Here is a 21820-nt window from a genome sequence, read left to right as displayed (position 1 = left end):
TGCAGGTTCAATTACTGCTATTGTCCGTCATCTGCAAGAAAATAAAAAGGATGAATGTAAATAAATGTGCGATAAAACCTACCGCGTTACAACAAAATACACCCTATGTTCAGCTTAAGCTCAGTAAAATTGCACTTTCTCTGAAAAGTCGTTTTACAGTATCCATTTTCACAAGCACAATGGCGTTATCAATGCCCATAAGTCGCGATATTTAGGTCGTTTTATTTTAATGAAGCCGTATTTCTCTTGTTTAACACTAGCGCTTTTTTTGTTCTGCTTTTCCTCGTTTAACGCAGGTGCTGAGTCTCGTCCTGCATCAGTAAAAATCTCCAGCATTGAAGTCAAAGTCGAAAACGGCGATGTAGAAGACAACATCACTGGTTTTTTAAAATCTTACAAAGGCAAGCCAAAAGTCCCTCGGGTGATGAAAGAGGTGCGTGCGGACATACGTCGCGCTTTGCATGCTTTAGGTTATTATCATTTTGATATTCAACTCAGTGGAGAAGGGCAAAACGTCATAGCCGAAGTCAAACTTGAAGCACCACTGAAATGGAAAGATATTAATATTGAGCTTGTGGGTGCGGGTAGGGACAATGCGGATTTAGTTTCGCTTATCAAGGATGTACCGATCCAAATTGGCAAGCAAGTCAATCATAGTGATTATCAAGCAATGAAAAGCCGCTTTGAAAGCGAGCTACTAGAACTTGGATATTTTGATTATCAATGGCAAGAGTCCAAATTGCTTGTTCACAAAGCGAATCGCTATGCTGGCGTGCGACTGCTGCTCAACACTGGTAAACGTTATCAATTTGGCGACCTTGCTATTGAGGGAAACACCAAAGCGGCTAACTATATACGTTCGCTAAGCCCATTTTCGAAAGGGCAGCCGTTTGAAGCGAGCCTCTTGTCTGATTTTAATCTGTCTTTAAATGCCACTCCTTATTTTAGTGCGATAAAGGTTTATCCGCTGTTAAAGGATCGGACGAGCGATCAGATCCCAGTTCGGGTGAGTGTTGAAGACAAACCCGCAAATAGCTTTGAAGTGGGTGCTGGCTACAGTGATGATGTGGGTGCAAAAACCCGTTTTAAGTGGACTAAACCTTGGATCACCGAGGATGGTCATTCCTTTGAGTCCAATCTGAGGCTGTCGCAAAAGCAACAAGATATCACTGCCAGTTATACCATTCCCGTAGACAATCCTAACGACGATTTGTGGCGTGTGTTAGGCGGCTATAAGGTGCAGGATGAAGTAACGGAAGGGATCAACAGCCGGATTTGGAACGTACAGGTACAGCGACAATGGCTAACGGATGACGAGTGGGTGAGAACGGCGTTTTTGAAACGTGAACACGAAACCACTGAACAGTTAGGCGAAAAGCAGCGTACGGAAATGTTAATCCCGGGCATTAGCTACTTAAAGAAAGAAAGTAAAGGTGGCGCGCTACCGTATTGGGGTAATGAGCGCCTGATCTCCATTGAAGCTGCGGCAGATTCTGTACTATCGTCTGCAAATATGTTGAAAGTGAGATGGAACAATGAATGGCTAAGAAGCTTTGAAACCAAGCACTTGTTTTTTGGTCGCTTAGACTTAGGGGCGATTGTGACAAAAGATATTGACCAAATTCCGTTTACCCATCGTTTCCTTGCTGGGGGAGATCAAAGTATCCGTGGTTTTGCCTATGAATCTGTCGGCCCTCGCGATGACGAAGGTCGCATACTTGGCGGCAGGTATTTAGCCACTGGTACAGTGGAATATAATTATCAATTCCATCCAAGTTGGCGAGCTGCTTTATTTGTTGATGCGGGTACTGCAACGAACGATTTCTCGGACGCTTGGGAAGTTGGAGCTGGGTTTGGTTTCCGTTATTTAACTCCCGTTGGTCCAATCCGGCTCGACCATGCTTGGGGGCTGACCAAAGAAAGTAAAAGCACGCGTCTCAGTATTGTTATAGGACCTGAAATCTAATGCAGTTTAGAAGCTTAAGAATCAAAATCATTACTGCCATTATTAGCCTATTTTTACTGTTGGTTTGCTTATGCTTTACCTTGCCTGGGCAACAGCTGCTGGTTTGGGTAGCGAATAAAACGGTTTCAGGTTTAGAAATTGATGGTTTAGACAAGCGCTTATTATCTGGTGCCAACCTTACGTTGCGTTATCACAATGACGATATCGATATTCGCCTTAGAGACACCAAAGTTACTGTTGAGTGGTTAACCTGTGCCAGCGTTTGCATTGCGCTAGACGCAAAAGCGATAGCGATTGTACAAAAGCAAAAAAGTGTCAACGAAGCGGAAACTACTGAAAGTGGCCAAGTTGAGTTACCACGGCCAATTGCAATAAAACGTGCGCAAGTTCAGCAATTTTCGTTGGAAACGCCCGATATTACAGTGCAATTGCAAGGCTTAGACACGCAGCTTTCAGGTTCTGGCTCACATTTTAATGTCCCATTTTTGCTGTTAGACAGCGTGAAGTTGACCACAAAGGCAACCGATCAGCCAGTGCCTACAAAATCGTCGGCACCACTTAATGCATTAGCGCCACTCCAACTACCTAAGATAGACCTGCCACTAACCGCTGAGCTCGGCGAGTTAAAGATTAACAACCTCGCGATAGATGAGCAGACGCTTGAGAATATCAAGCTTTCTCAAGTTGTAGTGGCTGAAAATGTGGACGTGGAGCAAGTTCAGCTTAACTATAAAGAATGGTTTATATCAGCAGCGGCGGAAGTCTTGCTTAACGACTGGACTATTGATTTTAGGTCAACCTTGAGTGCACCACAGGGGTTAGCCAGTTTAACACTGGCGGGTCGACCTCACGAGCTGACGCTTACTTTGAATACCGAGGGGGTGGCGTTTGCAAAACTGCAAGCCCATGTAGATTTGACAACGACAAACTGGCCATTTGATTTACAGGGTCAAATAGATAAATTAGTTATTCCGTCGGAGCCTACGACTTTAAAAAGCGCGACACTCGGCTTGAGCGGAGATGCCTCAAAATATAATTTGTCAGGCTCACTCGCTGTTAATACTGTGCAGTTTGGTGATGTTACCGCGACACTTGAAGGGCAAGGTGGACTACAAGCGTTTACTCTAGCTAAAGCAGCGCTTCAGCTAGAAAAAGCACAAGCGCAAATAGCGGGACAAGTGAACTGGTCGCAAGGATTGAAGGGTAAAGTGAACGGGGACTTTTCTCAGCTACCCGTCGATAGATTACTAGGGCTAGTGCAATACGATGCAGGGCTTACGGAAAACGATATGTTGGCAGGTCAATTCGCGCTTGATTTTATCAGTCAAGGTGAGCAGTGGCAGGTTAATGTTGAGCGCTTTAAGCTCGATGGTAAAGTAGCGGGTACCCCGCTTAATGCGGACGTTAAGGTCGTTGTGGATGAGAGCCTACTAGGTGAGTTTAGCCATGCACGCCTGAATTATGGCAAAAATAGCCTGACGGTAAGCGGTGAGCTTGGTCAGCAGTTAGACCTCGATATTGACTTTCAGTTTGAACAAACTGCAAATACACTTATCCCTGCTGACTTAAAGGGCAGTGGTGAAATCTTTATTCAGGGTGACCACCTTAAGCCGAGTATTCAGACCGATATTAAGTTTGACTCTGTGCGCTACCAGAATATTGCATTACACGGCTTAACGACGAAAGGTACGGTCGATATTGCCAATGAAATGACAGGGCAAATTAAACTGGCACTAGACCGTTTGATTGTTGACTCTGAAATGGTTGAAGACATTCGTTTAGCTGTGAAAGGCAATCAGCAGCAACATAACGCGACATTGGATATTCGTGATAAACGAGTGGTGGCAAGCTTTGAAGTCAATGGCAAGATTCAGCAGTCTACTTGGCAGGGGGAATTGTCGTCTGGTGAGGTAACTTCTCAAGGGCAAACGATAGCATTGCAAAGTCCTGCCGCAATTGTGATCAGTGATGTCAGTCAGCGCATTACAAAGCAGTGTTGGCAGATGGGTGATACCGATTTGTGTTTTGCAGCTGAGCAACAAGGCACACAAGGGCAGGCCGATGTTAAACTGGAGAAGCTGGCACTCGCTAAACTACAAACTTGGTTGCCAGCAGAGCTCAAAATAACCGGTGAAACTCAGGCCGTGGCTAAACTTGCGTGGCAAAACGGCCAAGTAACACGAGCCGATGGCGAGTTGAACATTGTTGATGCCGGCATTACGACTCATGGGCAAACATTTTCAATCGCTGAATTTAAAGCGTTATTAAAAACCAATAACAAGCAAATTCACGCTGATTGGCGCATGACCTCCGAGACTTTAGGTAAGTTCAGTGGTAATACGCGTGTGCCGTTAGATAAACAATCCCCCCAATTAGCAGGTAACGTAAAAATAGAGTCAATTGAGTTGGCTAAGTTGTCAGCGCTACTAAACCGAGTAACGGAACAAAGCTTTGACCTGCAAGGGGAAGTGTTAGGGGATATTAATATTTCAGGTAGCCTCACAGCCCCTGAAGTGAAAGGTAAACTAACTGCTCAGCGCTTATTTATGTCTTCTGACTCTTTGCCTGTGGAAATCGATAAAGGGCACATCAATCTTGATTTTAATACCACGTCCGCTCAATTAGAGGCTGAGTTAACTGCAGCAAAAGGTGGCAAGGTGGCACTTACTGGCGAAGCTTATTGGTCACCCGAGCTCTCTGCCGAAGTCAAAATAAAGGGCGAGAATGTTTATGTGCAGCCTGACTCGCAGATTGAACTAACCGCAAGCCCGGATTTAACACTCGCCTATAAAGATAAAATTGCGCGAATACTTGGAGAAATTGTGGTGCCGTTTGGCCGAGTAAACATTGAATCTCTGCCAGAGGGAGTCACATCTCCAAGCGACGATGAAGTCATTGTTGATGCTAAGGTGCAAAAGCAGATGCAGGTGCCAGTTCAACATGAAATAGATTTAAAACTGACCGTTAAAGATAATTTTAGGGTGAAAGCGCTTGGGTTAGATAGCTTTGTTACCGGTGCAATCGAAATTGATAAGCAAGTTGAGTCGCCAATGTTAGCCACGGGAGAGTTGCAATTGAGAGAGGGGAAATATCGTGCATTTGGCCAAGACTTGTTGATCCGTACAGGACAAATTGGCTTCAATGGCGCATTAGATAAACCATATTTGAACATTCGAGCTATTCGAAACCCTGCGACAACAGCCAACGATGTGATAGCTGGTGTTGAGCTCACAGGGAACATTGCTAAGCCGCGCTTGACGGTATTCTCGGAGCCTGCAATGGATCAAGCCAAGGCACTGTCATACCTACTTAACGGCCAGCCTTTAGGGGAGTCTGAAACCTCTAATAATGCGCTACTCACGCAGTTTTTACTCTCACAGGGAATTGACCGCAGTGAAGGATTCTTTAGTAAGGCGGGTGAGTCACTTGGACTTTCGGATGTTAATCTATCAGCAAAAGGCAGTGGTGACGATACACAAGTTGAGGTGTCAGGTTACATCACCCCCAATGTTCAGGTGAGTTATCGCGTTGGGGTGTTTGAGTCCATCAATGAAATTGCGTTGCGCTATCGTGTTTTTTCGAAGTTTTATGTTGAAGCCACAAGCGGTTTGTACAACAGTATAGACTTCTTATACAAGTTTGACTGGGATGACAAATGAAACTTCTCTGGCTCGCTCTAGGTTTTGTGATACTTCCTCTCAAAGCACAAGAAGCAACGGAAATTAGAATTAGCGCTGGTGCTGATCCATATATTATAGAATTGCTCACTTTAGCTTTGTCTTACCAAGTAGAGTCATCAAGGCTCGTATCAGTGAGAAGCATCCCTTCTCAAGACAGGGCGGTGCGCCTGCTCGGAGAAAAAGGGGGGCTGGATGTCAGTTGGTTAGTGACTAACTCACAGCGCGAAAAGGCCGCGAGAGCAATTCGCATTCCCTTAGTGAAAGGGATTTTAGGTTATCGCATTCCTTTAGTGCATAAACAAAATTACGCTTTACTGAGTGAAGTACGCTACATTGGCGACTTGCGCCGAGTTACTTTTGGTTTACGCAGAGATTGGCCAGACCATCAGATTTTTGAGCGTAATGGTCTCAGTGTGACCTCTTTTTCACAAGAAGACAGTGGTTACGACATGTTGTTGAAAAAACGTTTTGATGTGTTGCCAAGCGATTTAGTAAGTATTGAAGCTGCCCTTAGTGACACGGACTTGGTCGCAGATCAGCATGTGGTGTTTTATTACCCTTCGGCGGTATATTTTTTTGTTTCTCACGACAATTCGTTGCTCCATAGCCAAATTGAGAAAGGTCTCAAAAGCGCACTGCAAGATGGCCGATTTGAGGCGTTATTCTTAAAACACTTTTCCGCTCGTCTTGAAAAGCTAGATCTTAAAAACAAAACAGTCATAGAATTAGACAATCCAAACCTGCCACCCAGTGCGCCGTTGGAGGTGCCATTTTATTGGTATAAACAAGGAAAATAATAATGAAAAAAGCCTTACTACTCATTGCACTTGCTATAAGTTCATCTCTTGTCTTAGCAAAACCTTATTCAAAGTCACCATCGGAAGTCGTTGCTGAGGCTAAAGGCAACGACTGGCAGCAGCTGGACCCTGAAAATATTCTTAAAATAGAATTACAAACAGGATCGGTCTATATCGCGCTTAACCCTGAACTTGCGCCCAATCATGTGGCCAATATTAAAGCGTTAGCGCGAGAGGGCTTTTACATTAACTTGAGTATGTATCGGTTTGTGGAAAACTTTGTGGCCCAAGGCGGCGATATGTCGGAGAAGAAAATGCCACAAAAAGGAAAAAAAGCGATTGCTGCAGAATTTTATCATAGCACTGAATCAACCTTGAAGATCACACCTTTGGGTGCAGTAGACGGCTACGCGCCACGTACCGGGTTTTTAAATGGTTTTGCTGTAGGACAAAATGAAGCTGGAACCAAAACTTGGATGACACACTGTGTTGGTTCGTTTGCCATGGCCAGAACCAACGATATTAACAGTGGCGGTACTGAGTTTTACATCACGTTGACGCCGCAGCGATACCTAGACAAAAACACTACCGTGTTTGGGCAGTTGTTATCGGGAATGGAGCATGTTCAGCATCTAGATCGTAAGCCGGTTGCGGGACAAGCGTTCAATGTTATCAAAGGTGTTACGGTATTGGCTGATGTAAAAGGTGCACCTTCCTTTAAAAGGTTAAAGACAGATACGCCGATTTTTGAGTCGCTAATTGCTGCACGTAAAAATAGAGCGGGGGATTGGTTTGTTGATACGCCAAATCACACCGATATATGTTCGGTCCCCGTCCCAGTTGAAATGGAAGACGATAAATAGCAATACTTAGATGTGATAAAAAGCCATGTGATAACATGGCTTTTTACGTTTTACTGTCGGTTAGTTCTTACCTTATACGGAGTTTGATCTTGTTCACTCGAACGATATGGATTGATATCTAACCCGCCGCGGCGAGTATAGCGCGCATAAACCGATAATTTTTCAGGGCTAAAAGTGCGCCAAAGCTCACAGTAAATGCGCTCCACACATTGTTCATGGAACTCGTTGTGGTCACGGAATGAGATCAGGTACTTAAGCAGTGCTTCTCGGTTGATTTGCTTACCACGGTAACTTATCACTACGCTTGCCCAGTCTGGCTGTGAGGTGATCAAGCAATTTGACTTGAGTAAGTGGCTGTGAAGCGTTTCTTCAACCACTTCATCAGAGGCAAGCTTTAGTAAGTCACTATTTGGTGTGTAGGTCTCAACTTCAATATCCAGCTCATCGATACACTCACCTGGGAGGTGCGAGAAAGGAAGACAATCGAATTCGTCTGCGCCATATAATGTCACGCTAACTTGGCTATTTGATGCCGTGGAAAGGTCCGCAGCTAGCGTTTGGCGCACGGTTTCCATCGTATCAAAGCGACTTTGGTTAAAACTATTCAAGTAAAGTTTGAACGATTTCGACTCAATGATATGTGAGCTTTGGCAAGGAAACACAAAACTGGCAACCGCAACTTGAGGTTTACCCTTGTTATTGAGCCAAGACAATTCATAGCCTGTCCAGGTATCTTCACCTTTAAATGGCAAAGCGGATTCATCAACACTGATTTGGTCACGATTGAGTTTACGTGCAATCGGATGCAGCAGGCTTGGTGTATAAACACTGGCATATTCTGTGGCTTTACCAAGTACTGAAGATTGCAGCTCTGGTGAGTTACTGTAGTCTGTCATGTTAATTCAAATCTCGTTACAATGCGGTCATTATAACGAATGTTCACCTCGGGATTAATAGCAATTTGCTTAATTAAAATATTAAGCTCGTGGTGAGAAAAATAAAGAGAGCTTTATATATGACTCAGCCCGTAAATATGGCGCGCTTGCATCAAGCCTATGTAAATTATCACCAACAGGCCTTTAAAGATTTACCGAGTACCGAGCATGATGAAAGTTGGCCGAGCCCATGTGAGCAGGGTGAACCTAACAAGCTTAACGAGATAAAATGGCTAGCGGTAGAGCGCTCGCCAGCGGGACATCTAAATGATTTGGCCAGAGCGCTGGAAACGCAATTTCCTGAGGGGTTGAACGGACTGTATGGTGATTTTTTTGCTGGCAATATCGTAGCATTTATTGAGGGCAAGCAAATTGAACTACTGCAAGCATGGAACGAAGATGATTTCGAGCGCTTGCAGCAAAATATCACCGGCCATATTTTGATGAAGCGCAGGCTCAAACAGCCTGAAACCGTGTTTATTGGCTTAACAGACGCAGACGACTTATTGGTGTCGGTCGATGTCGAAACGGGTCAAGTTGGGTTAGAGTTTGTCGGTAAAAAACAGCATCATGTTTTGGCTGATTCTATCGCAGAGTTTGTGGAAAAACTGACCGTCAACTATCCAATATAACCCGTTGGTAAAAAGGAGCTTGCGCTCCTTATTGAAAGTCCCACGAAATATTCGAGACTAATTGGCAAGTTTCACAGCGAAAGTCGAAGAGACCGAACCATGGCTCCTCGAGCAACCAGTCTCCCTGACAACTTGGACATTTTCTTGCTTTTTCTGCGGCGAGGTTTTCGCCGCCAACACGATACAGATAATAGTAAACCGGCTTTTTCGTGAGGTAGCGAATACGTTTGCTTAAATCCATACCACGTCTAAACAAATCGCTACCCGTACTGGAAATTTCCTCCAGTGCCGCAAACTCGCAGCGAGTCGCGCCATTGATCTGTATTTGATCGCAGGCTTGCCAATCTTCTTTCCATTTGATCAGTGCTTTGTAATCACCATTAGCGATAGCTGGGATTTTATATAGAGGCACTGGTAAAAAGTCGTCGCCACAATACAGTGGGCTACAAGTGTGCACGTATGTGGTGTAGAGAATGTAGCTTGACGGTTCATGACAGGCATCAGCGCTGTTGGCATGTATATCTTGCCCAAAAACTTTGACCTTAGGTGCAAGCAAGCCTGATTGCTGTAGTTGGTCAATCGCAAACTTCACAAAAGGGCTATGGTTTAATGGATGCAAAGCGTCTTCTTCTGGACACATCACGCGAGTAATGAAATAACCATCTTTAAGTACGGTTGGAAATTCGTCACCAATGATTTGACCATTAAAGCGAAGCGCATTGACTACATGGTTGATGGCCTGCTCGGCAGCATCTAAAGTGGTTTCCTCATAGCAATCAAAAGTTAAGTCGACAACAAACACTACGACTTCTCCAATAAGGCAATGAGCTTATCAAGCTTAGCTTCAATTCTATCTAATTGGCTTTGTGAACTTGTTTTGACGACCTCTTCAACCTCTTGATAGTGGTCAATACAAGTAGGGTCTTGTTTGTACGCAGCAATGCCTGAGATAACGTCTGGCATTGCGACGCTTTGAGTTAATTTGCTTTTTGTTAGCGCGACGGTTGGAGTCTTTCCACTATCGACTAATTTTTTGATAGCTCTGGCAACAGCTGGGTGCATAGAGGTTCCTAAACGCCTTAATTATAGGAGTGGATCATAGCACCAAGTTACGCAAGGAGCGATTGCTTTAACTATCTTAACATCGCATCTAGTTCGTCAATGATTTCACTCCAATCGGCGTCTTCTTTCAGCGATTCTTCAATAAAGTGACGCTGTCCTTCATTCCAAAATGGTGCTTGGCTTAACAGCATATCGTCAGGAAGGCGGTGTTGTTTGACAAACCCTTCAATCGCCTCGGGATTGTTGTCCAGCCCTAGTTGGGCAAATAAAGTACTCATAGTGTGGCGGCTAGTATCCATTTCGTTCTCCCTCGTTTGCTTGAATTTTACTCACTAACTATAGTAAAGGTGGTTGTAAAACCTTTAGCAAGTCACCATCGATAAAAATCATAATGACTAATACGATGGTAAATATACCGGTTCACGACTGAATAAATAGTGACTTGTATCAATATCTATAACTAGCGAGTAGCCGTACATTATTAAAGTACACAGAAAGTTCTGAGGCTGTGGTATTTAGTAGTATTTTGATATGAATATCATAAGCTTGGGGTAACAATAATAAGGAACCATGATGTCAGTAGAAACTTCTCAGCATGAATTAACCGTTAGATATTTAAACCCAGAAGATATCAATGTAGCCGCGAGTGTGTTGTATCAGGCTTACCATGATGATCCGCTACTCAAGCAGGTATTGGAGGCAAAACAAGAAGCCACCTTTGAAAAAAAACTCAGATCTTTAATACGTGAAGAGCTTTCAGCATTTGGCCAAACGGGTCAGCCTATGGTGGGGTTATATCATCAAGATAGATTGGTCGCGGTAGCATGTGTTATTGCAAATAGTGATGAATTGGGTGCAAATCGGCAATGGCATTGGCGATTACGACTTATGATGAGCGCAGGGTATTTGCAAACGCAACAGCTTATCGATAAAGAAAAGTCGATTAGACAAGCGTTGCAAACGCAGGAGCCGTGTCACTTTTTATCCCTAATTGCCGTTGACCCACATGTTCAAGGGCTTGGCTATGGTCACTATTTACTCACCGCACTGGATGATTTAATTGCACAAAGTGAAGAAACGAAAGGGATGGCAGTATTTATTACTAAGCCAGAACACGCGCAGTTTTTTGCGGGTCATGGTTATCAAATCTTACAAAATATGGAGTTTAGCTCAGTAGAAGGCACATTGTTATTTAAGAGCAAATAGCAACAATGGAAATTACCCTGTGAGAGATCTCGTACGAGAATGTGGGTAAAGGCGCTTTGTAGTACCGAATTTGTAGTGTTATTTTTGTTTATCTTTTTGTTTTTAAATGAATTGTTTTACTTTTCTTTTAAATGACAGAAAAAAGATTGTTCCTAGCTATCTAACAAAAATGCTCAATCCCCGTAAACTTAACAATGTAAGGAAACACAAGAGCAGGAGCTCAGCGTCAAAGGATAAGGAATTTGACAACAAGAGAAGGATGTATTGCATAGGGCAAGGAAGGTCAGGAACTCGAGGAAGCGAGAGTGAAGCGGAGCTTCACTAGGGATAAGGAGACACATGGAGTGTCAAGGAGCGCGGGAAGCGTAGTGGAGCAAGGAAGAGTAAAGAGGGATGAGCAAGGCTCTAGGATGAAGGAGCACAATCTGGATGATTGTGAAGTGGATGGGTTACACTGGACGTAACAATGTATAGGGAGCACATAAGGATTATGTGAAGCGGAGCCAAGGTGGCATTGGAGCGCGGGAAGCGAAGTGGAGGCCAAGAGAGCTAAAATGGAGATGCACTGGAAGTGCTAATGGATGACACAAGGATGAGATTCGGGTAGGTCGGAGTACATACCCGTTCAGGGGAAGAAGAATTGGCGGATTGCTTTTGGGTTGTAAAGCAGAGGAATTGGATACCTCTTGGGATAATCGTCAGGATTGAGGCGCAGCAAATAGGCTAGCGCCTTAGTTTTTTGTGGCGTTTGTAAATTTGATATTTATTTTCCTAGTAACTAAGTTGAAGTTTTCAATACTTTCCGCTTGCAGTTTCATTATTACCTTTCGATCTCATTGCTAGATCATTCCACTCTCATTTTAGTCTTATTTTTAGTGCACGATGTTGGCGCAATAGCTAAGGAAAAAGAAATGGAATGGTATCTAATAGTTTTAAAAAGATATTCCGATTTTAGTGGACGTTCAAGACGCAAAGAATATTGGATGTTTATCTTGATAAATGCGTTGATAGGCTTTGCAATTGGGATTGTCGACGGACTTTTTGGAACCCTGTTTTTGACAGGTATCTATTATTTGACGGTTTTAGTACCGACGGTTGCCGTATCTATTCGTCGTCTTCACGATACTGGACGCTCGGGTTGGTGGCTGCTTGTGAGCTTTGTGCCTATTGTCGGTTTATTAGTGATGATATATTTCACCACCATGGATAGTGAGGTTGGTGAAAACGACTACGGACCAAGCGTCAAAGGATATGTTTAAAATAGTCGTACTATAAATTCAGAGTAGGCACTTGTATTCATATGAATTTAAGTGCCTACTTTCGCACTTACCGAATTAACTTGCGATTTTATAAGCGGGCAATTCTTTTTTGACTAATCGCTCATTTTCTAAGTAAAGCTTACCTTGATAGGCTGACTCGCCATCTGAACTAAACTCAAACATAAATTGGCTTTTTATTCCAAGTTTACCGTCTTTTAATACCCCAAAACGGCGCTTAATACAGGCAACACTTAACAGTTGCACCTGTAAACTTTCAGCTTGATGCTGTGCATGCCTATTTGCCGCTTCTGCTATCTGGCGACTATACCAAAATAGCGCGATACCAGATGATACGATGATAAAAAGCCAAAGTGTTGTCATTTAAGAAAATAACCTTCCAATTGCACGAGACAGAGTTTCACTGCGATTTTCTGCCCTAATAATCCCTAAAACATGTGGGCGTAACATAGGTATTGCAACTAAGTCTGCGAAAATACTGCTGAAAAGTCCATTGATTTGATTATTCTCAGCGGCTTTTTCCATATAGATAAAAAGCCTTTGCTGGTCGGTTAGTGTCTCCCAAGCACGCCCTGCAATAGTGAGTAAGCAATCGGCATCTGATCTCAACTCGGATGCTAAAATGGTGTCTACTGCTTGTGCGATTAGACCAAGTGCGTGACTTCCCGACATTGCACGCAAATTGGTGACTACGGCGTCTTTATTCTGCTCGTTGCATGCGCGGGTTAAAGCGGCTAAAAAGTCTTCGGTTTGTGGTGTTGAGACCGTAACGTGCTCAAGCATTGCGGCTAATGGGGCTTTAACTTCTGCTGGCAAAACAGACCAAGCCTGTTGCAGGTTGCTCGCGTTATGACCATGGTCTAGACGTAGGGCAAAATCAGCAATTCCTTGTAGCGCTATTTCTTGCCAGCGTTCAAATCCAAGCTTGCCAGAAAAATAGAGTTCGGCGTGCTCGTAATATTGAGAAGCTGGGCGATTAAGTTCACGCTTTAATAGCGCATTGAATGCAGCGAGTTTGTTCGCATTTGGTGTGAAGACATAAGGGTTGTTATCGAGCTTCCCTTGAGCGGCTTCGCCCGTGAGTTGTGTACCTAATGCTTCGAGTACCATGGAGGCAAAGTGGTCTCGGCTGGCGATAATGAGCTTGCTTTGCTCATCCAGTGGAAATTTTAAAAACCAAACATAAGGATCAACTGTCGCCTCATTATCCCAAAATTGAATTGCCATGATGGCATGACCACCAAGCGGATACGGATAAGGGGCTTGAGTATTCTCGATTTGCGCAAACTGCTTCTTATCTATTTTTGTGATACGTCGACCCATATCATAGACTCGCCACTGGGTACCGGCGTTTGTTAGTAATTCACCTAAAGTTGAAATTTGCGCTGTCATGAATGCTCTATATGTTACTTATATTTTCAATAGCGGCAATTATAGCTACTTTTGGGGGCGCTGATAAGCCTATGAAAAAGGTGCGCTTGAGAGAATTGGCTAGCTCCTAAATAATGCAAATTGCTATAATGTAAAAAATTGAAAAAGAGACAGAACCGATGAACTCGGAATTATTGATTCAGTTAGACGAACTAGAGGCTTGTTTAAAAGCAACGGGTCTTTGGCAAGATGAGCCAATTTCGGCTAAGGCACTTACCTCAACAGAGCCATTTTGCTGCGATACGATGACCTTCGCGCAGTGGTTGCAATTTGTATTCTTGGGCAAAATGCGAACAATGGTAGAAAGTGATGAAGCATTACCGGAAGATATGGCGATTGCGCCAATGGCTGAAATGGTGCTGAGTGAACACCTTTATTTTAATGCGGTGCACCAGTGCTTAAAAAACCTTGATAATACAATTGCAAAGAGCGCGTAATGCTTGAGGTTTTATATCAAGATGCGCATTATGTTGCGATAAATAAGCCGTCAGGGTTATTGGTTCATCGCTCATTTTTGGATAAGCGAGAAACACAATTTGCGATGCAAATGCTGCGTGATCAACTTGGTCAACATGTTTTCCCCGTTCACCGTTTAGATAGACCAACATCTGGGGTGCTGCTATTTGCGCTAAGTTCTGAGGCCGCGCGAGACATGAATGAAGTCTTTATTAGCGGTAATATTCAAAAACGCTATTTAGCGCTTGTTCGCGGGTTTGCGCCTGAATCTAGATTCGTCGACAGACCACTCAAAGAAGAGCTCGATAAAATCGCTGATAAGTTTGCCTGTCAGGATAAAGCTCCGCAGGAGGCGCAAACACAGATAAATTGTTTATTGCAGGGTAGCTTGCCAATTCCTCTTGGTAAGTATCCAAGTATCCGCTACTCATTGGTGGAGTGCTTTCCTAAAACGGGTAGAAAACACCAAATCAGGCGTCACCTCAACTATTTAGCACATCCGATTATTGGTGATGTTAATCACGGTGATAATAAACACAACCACTTTTTTGTCGATCATTTTGGCTTACGTCGATTGATGTTATTTGCAACTAAATTGGAATTTGTACATCCTTATACCAACACGACGATTTCAATTACCGCGGATTTGGGGGAAGAAGCATTGGCTGTCTTCGCTCAGCTCGGTTGGTCAGATAACGAGAAGGATTATAAATAATGGCAAAAGTTTCCATTTTTGTAGGAAGTATGTACGGCAATGCTGAAAACTTGGCACATGACAGTGCTGAGTTTTTGAATAAATCGGGTCATGAGGCAAGTGTTATTGAACCAGCTTCCATCACTGATGTAACGCAAGCTGAAAACATTTTGTTTATTTCATCTACCACCGGCTCTGGTGATATTCCCGATAACTTGTTGCCTTTATTTTTGCAAATGCAAAGCGAATTTCCGATGCTAACGGGCAAAAAAGTAGCGGTCGTCGCATTGGGGGACTCTAGTTATGGCGATACTTTTTGTGGTGCAGGAAAACAAATTGATGCCCTGATTGAAGAGTTGAACGCCACTCGGGCACAACCGCGCTTAGACATCGATGCCTGTGAATATTTTGAGCCTTGGGAGCCTGCTGAGCCTTGGCTTCAAGCATTGGCAAAAAACCTTTAGGTTTTATCTTCAATATATAAAAATCCAATATCATCACGGATATTGGATTTTTATTTTTAAACTCGCTGTCTTAGCGCTAAACACGTTTCGTCTGAACTTTCAGTTTTAACTTTTGACCTGGCTGGAGATACTTCTGTCCAGTCAGGTTGTTCCATTTGACGATTTCATTCACGCTAACGTTAAATTTAGTGGCGATTCGTGCTAATGAGTCGCCTTTACGCACTTTGTAAGTGATTGTGCGCTCGGTGTTGACGAGGACGGTTTGAGTCGCTGCCTTTTCATCTTTAAAGACGGTAAGCTTTTGTCCAAGGCGTAAAACCGCATTGGTTTTTAACTTATTCCAGCTAGCTAATTGCTTAACGGTAACATCATATTCGCGGCTGATATCCCACAATGTATCGCCTGACTTTACCGTGTGGCTGAGCTTTTTCTTGGTCACTTTGTTGGCGGCAAGGCGCACCTCTGGTGGTAAATGCTCACTTTGCAATTCGCCATCACTGAGTGGCACCAATAGCTTCTGGCCAACACGGATCATATTGCCATCGATGCTATTGAGTGAGCGAATGGCGCCGATACTAGTATTAAATTTAGTCGCAACGACCGACAGGCTATCTCCTTTTTGCACTGTATAATATTGCCAACGCAGCCTATCTTTTACTTCTGTTTTAGCTAATTTCTCTTGAAAAGTGTCAACCTTTTCCATAGGTAATAATAACTGGTGTGGACCATCTGGATCGGTGGCCCAACGGTTAAAACCTGGATTGAGGCGATAGAGTTCAGTTAAAGAAATATCAGTCATCTCAGCGGCAAGCGCTAAATCAATTTGTGATCCGACTTCAACAGTATCAACTACTTGGGCATTGATGATAGGTTGCCACGTGACCTTAAACTCATCTGAGCGTTTTAATAGGTCGGACAAAGCAAGTAATTTAGGAACATACGCAGTGGTCTCGCGAGGTAAATCGAGAGACCAAAAGTCGGTGGGCAAATGCTTTTTACGATTTTTTCGGATTGCTCTGAGCAATCGACCTTCACCTGAATTATAAGCAGCAATTGCGTTTAACCAGTCGCCTTCCAGCGTTTTATGGAGATAGGTGAGGTAATCAAGTGCCGCTTGCGTTGATGCAACAATATCGCGACGGCCGTCATACCACCAATTTTGTTTGAGGTTGAAGCGTTCACCTGTTTGAGGCATAAATTGCCAAATACCTGAAGCGGTGCGGTGTGAATAGCCAAAGGGATCGAATGCGCTTTCCACAATAGGTAATAACGCGATCTCAACAGGCATATTGCGCTTTTCTACCTCTTCAACAATGTAGTAGAGGTAAGGCTCTGCACGTTTTGCAATACGGTCTAAATAGGCTTGGTGACGTTGATAGTAATTACGTTCGGCGACCACAGGTCTATTTTGCGGTACTTCGATAGATAACTGATAACGGATCCGCTCCCATACATCGTCAAATACAGGCACAGCCTCTTCATCTTCGTCTTGCCATGAGGTGCTGAGTGTTTGAGAGATATCATAAGGGCTCGCGTGATCTAAGTTGGCCTGCTTCACTTGTTCAGTTGCAGCTTCCAATGGGGTTTCTTGTGTGATTTCACAACCACTTAATATTGCTGTTGATGCAATAATAAAGGCGAGCTTTTTCATAAATGCGTTCTTTTGCTTGGGGTTCGGACAAAAACTCGGCAATATTACCGAGTTTGTATCAGCATTTAAAGCTTCTTTATTATTTTATTTCGACTTCCTAAAAATCGTTAGATTTGCTCATCTTTGGCGGTTTTGCTAAGAAAATGGATAACTTATTCAATACTTTCCATGTAAGTGCGCCAAAAAAGTGTCATTTTGGCGTTACATTAGGTCACTATTGAATATTTTAGAAGTTATCTTTCCATTTTCTCAGTGCACCAAAGCGAGCTTCTGGTGTATTTTCTGACGTGATAAATTGTGGTGGAACATGGGTGAGGATGGTTTCATTCGCGGCACGTACAAAAGGATTGATTGCTTTTTGTTGTTTAATTGTTGTAGGTACTGTGCGCTCGTTACTGGCACGTAATGACTTTGCTTGTTGGTGATACTGGATCAGTGCTTGGTTAGTGGGCTCAACAGCCTCAGCAAAAGCAAGGTTCGCGAGCGTATACTCGTGCGTGCAATACACTTTGCATGTGTCAGGTAGTGTGAGTAGCTTTTCAAAGGAGTGCCACATTTGGCTAGGTGTTCCCTCAAAAAGCCTGCCACAACCTGCATTGAATAACGTATCACCAGTAAAAGCCAGTTCATCATTAACGTAACAGATATGGTCTAACGTGTGGCCTGGGGTGGCAATAATGTTCAGCGTGGTATCGAAAAGTGTGATCGTATCGTGTTCACTAAGGCCATGAGTAATGCCTTTATATTTACCATCTTTAGGCCCGTACACAGTTAAGCTAGGAAAATGTGATAAAAGCGGGGCAATACCATCGGTATGATCCCAATGATGATGGGTGACTAATATGCCTTGCAGTGTTAAATCAAATTTGGCGAGGTAATCTAAAACAGGTTGTTCATCACCGGGGTCAACCACCCAACAGTTTGAACTTAGAGGGTCTTTTATCAGCCAGATATAATTGTCATCAAATGCTTTGATTGCATCGACTTGCACCATAACGCAATGCTCTATAAAGTGATTAATAACACCAGTATAACGAGCTTAGTAAATGAAACCAGCGTTAAGTTTTCTACAAGGACCCAAACCCGATGAGTGGCAAGACTTTCCTCACGGTGAATATTTAAAAGTAGGGATCCAAAAACGACTGGATGAATGGCTACCAAGAATGTTTGGTTACCACATGCTAAAACTCGGCTGTTTGAGCGGTCAAATGAATACCTCTGCCAGCCCGATTAAGCATCAAGTTTGTGTTGCCCCGCAAGGCAAGCATGTCGGGGTGTTTGCTGAAATTGACGAGCTACCTTTTTACGAAAACTCAGTCGATGCTTGTATTTTAAGCCAGTGTTTAGAATATCACTCTGATCCGCATCATATTCTACGCGAAGCCCATCGCACGCTTATTCCCGGTGGTTATATTGTGATCTCAGGTTTTAATCCGTTTAGTTTATGTGGCGTGGCACAAATGCTTCCCTTTAGTAAAGAAAAACTCCCTTGGTCAGGGCGCTTCTTTACTCCATCGCGGGTGAAGGATTGGCTAGATTTACTCGGGTTTGAGATTGTTGGTGACGAGCGCTTTATCTATGCGTCTTTAGCGCGAGGCTCGAGGCTTTCTCGTTTTGCGCCATGGCGCCGCTTTTGTCGTCATTACTTAAAGCCGATGGGAAGCGTGTATATGTTGGTGGCAAGAAAGCGGGTGATGCCGCTCACTCCAATCAAACCCAAGTGGCATGTAAAGCCTAAGTGGACACCCGCTGTGAAAGGAGCTGGGCTCAGGCAAACCTGCCAAGATAAAGATTAGCTTTGTGACTTAAGGTAACCATTGATGGAGTAGGTACAGGAACACTGTTCCTAGAGGCGTATTAAATACCGGCTTCGTAGCCTTCATCTACAAGTAGGTTTGAACCTGAAGCCGCTTCTCGCGCTAAATCATCGACAAGCTCATTGTATTTATTTCCAGCGTGGCCTTTTACCCAGCGCCATTGGATCGTATGTCGGCTGGTGGCAGCGTCCAGTCTTTGCCATAAATCGACATTTTTTACCGGTTGCTTGGCTGCGGTTTTCCAATTGCGTTTTTTCCAATTTTCAAGCCAAGACTCAATGCCTTGCTTAACATATTGGCTGTCGGTATACAGAATAATATCGCAGGGACGCTTTAATGTTTCGAGTGCAACAATGGCTGCAAGCATTTCCATTCTGTTATTGGTTGTGAGCTTATACCCTGCACTCATTTCTTTTTCATGTCCTTGATAGGAAAGGTAAACACCATAACCACCTGGACCTGGGTTACCTAAACACGAGCCATCGGTATAAATCTCTACGGTTTTTTGCACTGAATTGCCTATTTTTATGTAAAATGTGCGAATAGGGCAAAATAATAGCAAAGTTAAGCGGGCAACGATATGCACACACGGCAAATAGTACTGGATACAGAAACCACAGGTATTGATCCTAAAGCAGGGCACAGGATCATTGAAATTGGTTGTGTTGAGCTAGTCAATCGCAGACTAACGGGGAATAACTTCCACGTATATATCAACCCTCAACGTGATATTGAAGAAGAAGCCATTGATGTTCACGGTATCACCAATGAATTTTTACGCGATAAACCTTTTTTTCATCAAATTGCGCAAGAGTTTTTTGACTATATTAAAGGAGCTGAGCTTGTCATTCATAACGCGCCGTTCGACGTCGGCTTTATGGATCACGAGTTTGCTAAGCTAAATCAAGGCTTTCCGGCGACCCATGACTATTGCCAAGTGCTAGATACCTTGGTGATGGCAAGGGATCTTCATCCAGGCCAGAAGAACAGTCTAGATGCACTGTGCCGTCGCTATGATATCGATAACTCAAAGCGTACGTTGCACGGCGCTTTGCTGGATTCCGAGATCCTTGCTGATGTTTACCTGTCGATGACGGGAGGCCAAAAAAAGCTCAATTTGGCGAACCAAAATAAAGGTGAGCAGGCTAGCTCAGGCGGTGGCATTATTCGTTTAGACAGTAATCGCCCTGCACTTAAAGTTTTACGTGCTTCTGCCGATGAAGAACAAGCACATACAGAACGTTTAGAGCTTGTAAACAAAGCTTGTGGACAAAGCTTGTGGCAACAATAATGAATACAATCGGTATCGTTGGGATGGGGTAGATGCTTAACTAAGGGCTTTATCCCAAAAAGATCACTCAGGCCATCAAGGCAACGTAGGGTTAATGCATGAATCTAAAACAGCTTATCTTGGGGTTTGTACTGCTAGTAAGTACGATTGTTGGCGCTCAAACACCACAGATAACGATGTTACAGCGGGACGGCAAGGTAAATGAAATCCCTCTTTTAGATAACCGTTTTCGCATTGATTATAATATTGAAGAGATTACTTTACTGTTTTTTCGCGCACCTGGCACGCCTGCCGTGGTACTTGTGAAGCCTGATGGCAGTAAATATTATGCGACCAGTTCGCTAGATAATGATGCGCTGCAATGGTACGACGAAGTCAGCTATGACTTGATCATTCTAAAAAACCCGACGCCAGGCCCTTGGCAAGTTATCGGACAGATCCAAAAAAACAGCCGCATTATGGTATTGGGTGACATTGAGCTCGAAGTTGAAGCTTTGCCTCCGTTATTGTTCCGTGGTGAAGTATTGAAGGTAACAGGTCGTGTGACCAATGATGGCAAACCGATAGAGGTAGGTTACTTTCGGGATGTCGTGACTTTGTATGTAGAGTTCTCTAGTACCAATAACGATGAATATGCCAACTTTGGTGCAGGTACGCAAAGCGTGACCGACTTTAAAGATGATGGTCGCGAGTTTGATGAAAGGCCCTTGGATGGAATTTTTACTGGTGAGTTTAAATTAAATTTTCCAGCAGGGGAGTGGCAGCCAGAATTTTTCATTGAAACGCCCATTCTAAAAAGAAGAGTGATTAAATCTCCCATTGTTATTGCTGAGCCGCCATTCAACTTTGAATTGATGCTTGCGGGCGAAAACGAGCTTGAACATGGTCTTACTATCACGTTAGACGACACGGTTGTAAAGCCAGAAACTATCTTGTTACAAGGTAAAATCTTTTACCCCAATGGTGAAGAGCAGATGTTTACTTTAGATGCAGAAGAGCGACTTTATCGTCAGCTACCAATCAAGAATTATGACTGGGGTCGTTATAGCATTGAAATCTCTGCATTTGGTGAAAATATCAATGGCCGTGAGTTTATGGCTACGCTGCCAAACTATAACTTTGAAATTGAAAGGCCCATTGAAAAAGTGCCTGAGTTGGAAGCCGCTGCGTTACCAGCAGCGAAACAACCCGCTCCAGAACCAGAGCCGACTATAAGCACAGCCCTATTAGTCAGTATTATTGTTGCTGGTAACTTAGTTGTATTATTGCTTGGTGGGTTAGTTATTCGCATTTTTGTGCAAAAAAAACCAATTAAGTTAAAAGTACCAATGTTAAAAAACCCATTTAAGAAAACCGAAGAAGTCATTGATCTTGATGATTTAGGGCCATCTGAAAATAACGCAGCAGGTAATGGTTCAAAAAATGATAAATCAGGTGATATTTTGAACCTTTCAATGAAAGATAACTAAAAAACACGGTTTTTTTTCAAAAAACGGTTGACTCATGAGGGGGTCATTCGTATTATTCACGCCGCTGTCAGGGAGCACACCTTACAGCAAACACTGCAAGAATATGACGCGGAGTGGTAGTTCAGTTGG

The 21820-nt window shown here is 43.5% G+C and carries 22 protein-coding genes; 13 read left to right on the top strand and 9 right to left on the bottom strand.

What is annotated here, in order from left to right:
- Window positions 1-229: 229 nt before the first annotated feature.
- From CWC03_RS00110 to CWC03_RS00095, 4 genes are read left to right on the top strand one after another with little or no spacing between them, the layout of a single operon-like run.
- Window positions 230-1966 carry an autotransporter assembly complex protein TamA gene (locus CWC03_RS00110; RefSeq protein WP_138580086.1) on the top strand — a complete coding sequence of 579 codons (1737 nt, stop codon included), beginning with the start codon at window positions 230-232 and terminating at the stop codon, window positions 1964-1966.
- Window positions 1966-5625 (top strand): autotransporter assembly complex protein TamB, encoded by a 3660-nt coding sequence (gene tamB / locus CWC03_RS00105; protein ID WP_138580085.1) that lies wholly within the window; start codon window positions 1966-1968, stop codon window positions 5623-5625. The genes CWC03_RS00110 and tamB overlap by 1 nt, the downstream gene beginning before the upstream one ends.
- On the top strand, window positions 5622-6443 hold the full coding sequence (locus CWC03_RS00100) for a transporter substrate-binding domain-containing protein (protein WP_138580084.1): 822 nt from the start codon (window positions 5622-5624) through the stop codon (window positions 6441-6443). Before tamB ends, CWC03_RS00100 begins: the two co-directional genes overlap by 4 nt.
- A 2-nt stretch (window positions 6444-6445) precedes the next feature.
- Window positions 6446-7306 carry a peptidylprolyl isomerase gene (locus tag CWC03_RS00095; protein ID WP_138580083.1) on the top strand — a complete coding sequence of 287 codons (861 nt, stop codon included), beginning with the start codon at window positions 6446-6448 and terminating at the stop codon, window positions 7304-7306.
- 50 nt (window positions 7307-7356) lie between these two features.
- Here CWC03_RS00095 and queF read toward each other — a convergent pair whose 3' ends face one another.
- Window positions 7357-8202, bottom strand: coding sequence for an NADPH-dependent 7-cyano-7-deazaguanine reductase QueF (gene queF, locus CWC03_RS00090; RefSeq protein ID WP_138580082.1), 846 nt, complete (start codon window positions 8200-8202; stop codon window positions 7357-7359).
- Window positions 8203-8321: 119 nt separating this feature from the next.
- Between queF and syd the strand changes: the two genes are divergently transcribed.
- Window positions 8322-8873 (top strand): SecY-interacting protein, encoded by a 552-nt coding sequence (syd, locus tag CWC03_RS00085; protein WP_138580081.1) that lies wholly within the window; start codon window positions 8322-8324, stop codon window positions 8871-8873.
- Between the two features lie 28 nt (window positions 8874-8901).
- Here the strand turns inward: syd and CWC03_RS00080 are convergent, their stop codons facing one another.
- The 3 genes from CWC03_RS00080 to CWC03_RS00070 all read right to left on the bottom strand — a co-directional run bounded on the left by CWC03_RS00080 (window position 8902) and on the right by CWC03_RS00070 (window position 10234).
- Window positions 8902-9675: a Zn-ribbon-containing protein gene (locus CWC03_RS00080; RefSeq protein ID WP_138580080.1), complete on the bottom strand. Its 774-nt coding sequence runs from the start codon at window positions 9673-9675 to the stop codon at window positions 8902-8904.
- Window positions 9675-9935: a hypothetical protein gene (locus tag CWC03_RS00075; RefSeq protein WP_138580079.1), complete on the bottom strand. Its 261-nt coding sequence runs from the start codon at window positions 9933-9935 to the stop codon at window positions 9675-9677. Before CWC03_RS00075 ends, CWC03_RS00080 begins: the two co-directional genes overlap by 1 nt.
- A 71-nt stretch (window positions 9936-10006) precedes the next feature.
- Window positions 10007-10234, bottom strand: a complete 228-nt coding sequence (locus CWC03_RS00070) for a DUF2789 domain-containing protein (protein WP_130163707.1) — start codon at window positions 10232-10234, stop codon at window positions 10007-10009.
- Between the two features lie 274 nt (window positions 10235-10508).
- Between CWC03_RS00070 and CWC03_RS00065 the strand changes: the two genes are divergently transcribed.
- Together CWC03_RS00065 and CWC03_RS00060 are read left to right on the top strand one after the other, a co-directional pair.
- A complete protein-coding gene (locus tag CWC03_RS00065; RefSeq protein ID WP_138580160.1) occupies window positions 10509-11141 on the top strand; it encodes a nucleotidyl transferase family protein in 633 nt (210 codons plus the stop codon).
- A 911-nt stretch (window positions 11142-12052) separates the two neighbouring features.
- Window positions 12053-12400, top strand: a complete 348-nt coding sequence (locus tag CWC03_RS00060) for a DUF805 domain-containing protein (RefSeq protein ID WP_138580078.1) — start codon at window positions 12053-12055, stop codon at window positions 12398-12400.
- A gap of 75 nt (window positions 12401-12475) precedes the next feature.
- Here the strand turns inward: CWC03_RS00060 and CWC03_RS00055 are convergent, their stop codons facing one another.
- Together CWC03_RS00055 and CWC03_RS00050 are read right to left on the bottom strand one after the other, a co-directional pair.
- Window positions 12476-12781: a DUF3301 domain-containing protein gene (locus CWC03_RS00055; protein WP_010370922.1), complete on the bottom strand. Its 306-nt coding sequence runs from the start codon at window positions 12779-12781 to the stop codon at window positions 12476-12478.
- Window positions 12782-13810, bottom strand: a complete 1029-nt coding sequence (locus tag CWC03_RS00050) for a DUF3549 family protein (protein WP_138580077.1) — start codon at window positions 13808-13810, stop codon at window positions 12782-12784.
- Between the two features lie 158 nt (window positions 13811-13968).
- Here CWC03_RS00050 and CWC03_RS00045 point away from each other — a divergent pair, with 158 nt between their 5' ends.
- The 3 genes from CWC03_RS00045 to CWC03_RS00035 are packed head-to-tail and all read left to right on the top strand — an operon-like array spanning window position 13969 to window position 15463.
- Window positions 13969-14286 carry a YqcC family protein gene (locus CWC03_RS00045; RefSeq protein WP_138580076.1) on the top strand — a complete coding sequence of 106 codons (318 nt, stop codon included), beginning with the start codon at window positions 13969-13971 and terminating at the stop codon, window positions 14284-14286.
- Window positions 14286-15020: a tRNA pseudouridine(65) synthase TruC gene (truC, locus tag CWC03_RS00040; RefSeq protein WP_138580075.1), complete on the top strand. Its 735-nt coding sequence runs from the start codon at window positions 14286-14288 to the stop codon at window positions 15018-15020. Before CWC03_RS00045 ends, truC begins: the two co-directional genes overlap by 1 nt.
- The gene (locus tag CWC03_RS00035) at window positions 15020-15463 is read left to right on the top strand and encodes a flavodoxin (protein WP_138580074.1); all 444 of its coding nucleotides are present in this window, start codon (window positions 15020-15022) and stop codon (window positions 15461-15463) included. Before truC ends, CWC03_RS00035 begins: the two co-directional genes overlap by 1 nt.
- A gap of 76 nt (window positions 15464-15539) precedes the next feature.
- Here CWC03_RS00035 and CWC03_RS00030 read toward each other — a convergent pair whose 3' ends face one another.
- Complete coding sequence (locus tag CWC03_RS00030; RefSeq protein ID WP_138580073.1) at window positions 15540-17114, bottom strand: lytic transglycosylase; 1575 nt, start codon at window positions 17112-17114, stop codon at window positions 15540-15542.
- Window positions 17115-17340: 226 nt separating this feature from the next.
- Complete coding sequence (gene gloB, locus CWC03_RS00025) at window positions 17341-18108, bottom strand: hydroxyacylglutathione hydrolase (RefSeq protein ID WP_138580072.1); 768 nt, start codon at window positions 18106-18108, stop codon at window positions 17341-17343.
- A gap of 52 nt (window positions 18109-18160) precedes the next feature.
- Here gloB and CWC03_RS00020 point away from each other — a divergent pair, with 52 nt between their 5' ends.
- Window positions 18161-18910: a class I SAM-dependent methyltransferase gene (locus CWC03_RS00020; RefSeq protein WP_045989216.1), complete on the top strand. Its 750-nt coding sequence runs from the start codon at window positions 18161-18163 to the stop codon at window positions 18908-18910.
- 61 nt (window positions 18911-18971) lie between these two features.
- Here CWC03_RS00020 and rnhA read toward each other — a convergent pair whose 3' ends face one another.
- Complete coding sequence (rnhA, locus tag CWC03_RS00015) at window positions 18972-19442, bottom strand: ribonuclease HI (protein WP_045989215.1); 471 nt, start codon at window positions 19440-19442, stop codon at window positions 18972-18974.
- Between the two features lie 69 nt (window positions 19443-19511).
- Between rnhA and dnaQ the strand changes: the two genes are divergently transcribed.
- Both dnaQ and CWC03_RS00005 read left to right on the top strand, forming a co-directional pair.
- Complete coding sequence (gene dnaQ / locus CWC03_RS00010; protein WP_128726883.1) at window positions 19512-20222, top strand: DNA polymerase III subunit epsilon; 711 nt, start codon at window positions 19512-19514, stop codon at window positions 20220-20222.
- Between the two features lie 98 nt (window positions 20223-20320).
- Window positions 20321-21691 (top strand): TIGR03503 family protein, encoded by a 1371-nt coding sequence (locus CWC03_RS00005; RefSeq protein ID WP_138580071.1) that lies wholly within the window; start codon window positions 20321-20323, stop codon window positions 21689-21691.
- The last annotated feature ends 129 nt before the right edge of the window (window positions 21692-21820 follow it).

This window comes from Pseudoalteromonas sp. S2755 (genome assembly GCF_005886535.1).
GTDB lineage: Bacteria > Pseudomonadota > Gammaproteobacteria > Enterobacterales > Alteromonadaceae > Pseudoalteromonas.
This window is presented reverse-complemented; position numbering and strand designations above follow the sequence as displayed.